Raw genomic sequence first — 1072 nt, 5'->3', positions numbered from 1 at the left:
CCCCGCCCCCGGCCCCGCCGAGCGGATCCATACCGGTCGGCCCCGGGCCGCAGCCGTCCTACGCCGTCCAGCAGCAGCCCGCCGCCGGCAGCTGCCACTACCGCTTCACCCCGGCCAAGGAGCCGCTCCCCGACCCCGCGTGCACCCCCGGCGCGACCAACCCGAAGGTCACACAGGCCACCCTCAAGACGACGATCTGCCGCAGCGGCTACACCGCCGGCATCCGGCCGCCCACGAGCGTCACCAGCCGCCAGAAGACCGCCAGCGCCGCCGCGTACGGCTACAAGGGCTCGCTGCGCGACGCCGAGTACGACCATCTGATCAGCCTGCAGCTCGGGGGCGACCCCAACGACCCGCGCAACCTGTGGGTGGAGCCGCCCTCCCCCGGCCACAAGGAGGGCAAGGGCACCGACAACCCCAAGGACGTCGTGGAGAGCAGGCTCAAGAACGCCGTCTGCTCGGGCAAGGCCGATCTGATCAAGGTGCAGCAGGCCATCGCGCGCGACTGGACGACGGCGCTCGACGTCCTCGGCCTCCCGGGCAAGCCCGCCAAGGGCGAGACGGCGAGCGACCCGGACGACGGCTGAACCGGCGACGGCCGGACGAGCGGGTCACTGCGCCGCGGGAGCGAGGCGGCCGGCAAGGGCCGTGAGCAGCTCCACGACTCCGCCCGGGCCGTCGACGACCAGGTCGGCGCGGTCCGCGAGCTCGGTGACCTCGGAGCTCCCGCTGCACACCAGCAGGCCCGGGAGGCCTTCGGAGCGCAGCTCCTCCACGGCCGCGAAGGCGGCCAGGTCGCCGAGGTCGTCACCGGCGTAGAGGACACAGCCCGCGCCGCTCTCGCGCACGTACGAGGCGAGGGCGGCGCCCTTGTCGACGCCCGGCGGCCGCAGTTCCAGGACGAGCCTGCCGGGCTCGACGATCAGCCCGTGCCGCTCGGCGAGGGCGGACAGGGGCTCGCGCAGGGCGTCGAAGGCGGCCTGCGGGTGGGCGGTGCGCCGGGTGTGGACGGCGAGGGCGCGGCCCTTGTCCTCGATCCAGGTACCCGGGCCGAAGCCCGAGCCCGCCACGG

The 1072-nt window shown here is 74.9% G+C and carries 2 protein-coding genes; one reads left to right on the top strand and one right to left on the bottom strand.

Annotated features, from left to right (window positions below; all coding sequences use genetic code 11):
• The coding region (locus V7793_RS37840) for a hypothetical protein (RefSeq protein ID WP_336014284.1) at positions 1 to 587 on the top strand (587 nt) is incomplete at its 5' end.
• 24 nt (positions 588 to 611) lie between these two features.
• On the opposite strand, the gene V7793_RS37835 is transcribed toward V7793_RS37840, so the two are convergent.
• A partial coding sequence (locus V7793_RS37835; protein WP_336014283.1) for a trehalose-phosphatase occupies positions 612 to 1072 on the bottom strand: 461 nt, incomplete at its 5' end.

This window comes from Streptomyces sp. KLMMK, assembly GCF_036961605.1.
Taxonomy (GTDB): domain Bacteria; phylum Actinomycetota; class Actinomycetes; order Streptomycetales; family Streptomycetaceae; genus Streptomyces; species Streptomyces telluris.
This window is presented reverse-complemented; position numbering and strand designations above follow the sequence as displayed.